Raw genomic sequence first — 2,563 nt, 5'->3', positions numbered from 1 at the left:
ACGAGATGGACACCATCATCTCGATGGGCTTCCCGGGCTACTTCCTCGTGGTCGCCGACTTCATCATGTGGGCCAAGAAGCAGGGCATCGCGGTCGGCCCCGGCCGAGGCTCCGCGGCGGGCTCGATCGTCGCCTACGCCATGGGCATCACCGACCTCGACCCGATCCCGCACGGCCTGATCTTCGAGCGGTTCCTGAACCCCGAGCGCATCTCGATGCCCGATGTCGACATCGACTTCGACGAGCGCCGGCGCGTCGAGGTGATCCGGTACGTGACCGAGAAGTACGGCGCCGACAAGGTCGCCATGATCGGCACGTACGGCACCATCAAGGCCAAGAACGCGATCAAGGACTCCGCGCGCGTGCTGGGCTACCCGTACGCGATGGGCGACCGCATCACCAAGGCCATGCCCGCCGACGTCCTCGGCAAGGGCATCCCGCTGTCCGGCATCACCGACCCCAGCCACCCCCGCTACTCGGAGGCCGGCGAGGTCCGCTCGATGTACGAGAACGAGCCGGACGTGAAGAAGGTCATCGACACCGCGCGCGGCGTGGAGGGCCTGGTCCGGCAGATGGGTGTGCACGCCGCCGGCGTGATCATGTCCAGCGAGACCATCACCGAGCACGTCCCCGTCTGGGTGAGGCACACCGACGGCGTGACCATCACCCAGTGGGACTACCCGAGCTGCGAGTCGCTCGGCCTGCTGAAGATGGACTTCCTGGGCCTGCGCAACCTCACGATCATGGACGACGCGGTCAAGATGGTGAAGGCCAACAAGGGCCTCGACATCGACCTGCTCTCGCTCCCGCTCGACGACCCCACGACCTTCGAGCTGCTCCAGCGCGGCGACACCCTCGGCGTCTTCCAGTTCGACGGCGGCCCCATGCGGTCCCTGCTCCGGCTGATGAAGCCGGACAACTTCGAAGACATCTCCGCCGTGTCGGCCCTGTACCGGCCGGGCCCGATGGGCATGAACTCCCACACGAACTACGCGCTGCGCAAGAACGGGCAGCAGGAGATCACGCCGATCCACCCCGAGCTGGAGGAGCCGCTCAAGGAGGTCCTGGACGTCACCTACGGCCTGATCGTCTACCAGGAGCAGGTGCAGAAGGCCGCCCAGATCATCGCCGGCTACTCGCTCGGCGAGGCCGACATCCTGCGCCGCGTGATGGGCAAGAAGAAGCCGGAGGAGCTGGAGAAGAACTTCGTCATCTTCCAGGCCGGCGCCCGCAAGAACGGCTACAGCGACGAGGCCATCCAGGCGCTCTGGGACGTGCTGGTCCCGTTCGCCGGCTACGCGTTCAACAAGGCGCACTCGGCCGCGTACGGCCTGGTGTCGTACTGGACCGCCTACCTCAAGGCGAACCACCCCGCCGAGTACATGGCCGCCCTGCTCACCTCCGTGAAGGACGACAAGGACAAGTCGGCGGTCTACCTCAACGAGTGCCGGCGCATGGGCATCCGGGTGCTCCCGCCGAACGTGAACGAGTCGGAGGCGAACTTCGCCGCCCAGGGCGACGACGTGATCCTCTTCGGCCTGTCCGCCGTCCGCAACGTCGGCACCAACGTCGTGGAATCGATCATCAAGTGCCGCAAGGCGAAGGGGAAGTACACCTCCTTCCCCGACTACCTCGACAAGGTCGAGGCGGTGGTCTGCAACAAGCGCACCACCGAGTCGCTGATCAAGGCCGGCGCCTTCGACTCGATGGGCCACACCCGCAAGGGCCTCATGGCGCAGTACGAGCCGATGATCGACAACGTGGTCGCGGTCAAGCGCAAGGAGGCCGAGGGCCAGTTCGACCTCTTCGGCGGGATGGGCGAGGAGACCAGCAGCGAGCCCGGCTTCGGCCTCGACGTGCAGTTCTCCGAGGACGAGTGGGACAAGACCTATCTGCTCGCCCAGGAGCGGGAGATGCTCGGTCTGTACGTCTCCGACCACCCGCTCTTCGGCCTGGAGCACGTGCTGTCCGACAAGGCGGACGCGGGCATCGCCCAGCTCACCGGCGGCGAGCACGCCGACGGCGCGGTCGTCACCATCGGCGGCATCATCTCGGGCCTCCAGCGCAAGATGACCAAGCAGGGCAACGCCTGGGCGATCGCCACCGTGGAGGACCTCGCGGGCTCCATCGAGTGCATGTTCTTCCCCGCCACCTACCAGCTGGTGTCGACCCAACTGGTCGAGGACGCCGTGGTGTTCGTCAAGGGCCGGCTCGACAAGCGCGAGGACGTGCCCCGGCTCGTCGCCATGGAGCTGATGGTCCCGGACCTGTCCAACGCCGGCACCAACGCGCCCGTGGTGCTCACCATTCCGGCCGTGAAGGTGACCCCGCCGATGGTCAGCCGCCTCGGCGAGATCCTCAGCCACCACAAGGGCGACAGCGAGGTCCGGATCAGGCTCCAGGGCCCGCGCAAGACCACCGTGCTGCGCCTGGACCGGCACCGGGTCAAGCCCGACCCGGCGCTCTTCGGCGACCTGAAGGTCCTCCTCGGCCCGTCCTGCCTGGCCGGCTGAGCCCCGCCGCACGAGGCAGCGGGAAGGGGCGCACCCGTCGCGGGTGCGCC

At 67.5% G+C, this 2,563-nt stretch carries 1 protein-coding gene; it reads left to right on the top strand.

Annotated features, from left to right (window positions below):
* Positions 1-2,513: DNA polymerase III subunit alpha (gene dnaE, locus ABZ923_RS41130; protein ID WP_361483522.1), on the top strand; the 2,513-nt coding region annotated here is incomplete at its 5' end.
* Positions 2,514-2,563: the final 50 nt, after the last annotated feature.

It is taken from the genome of Streptomyces sp. NPDC046881 (assembly GCF_040645015.1).
Classification (GTDB): Bacteria; Actinomycetota; Actinomycetes; order Streptomycetales; family Streptomycetaceae; genus Streptomyces.
This window is presented reverse-complemented; position numbering and strand designations above follow the sequence as displayed.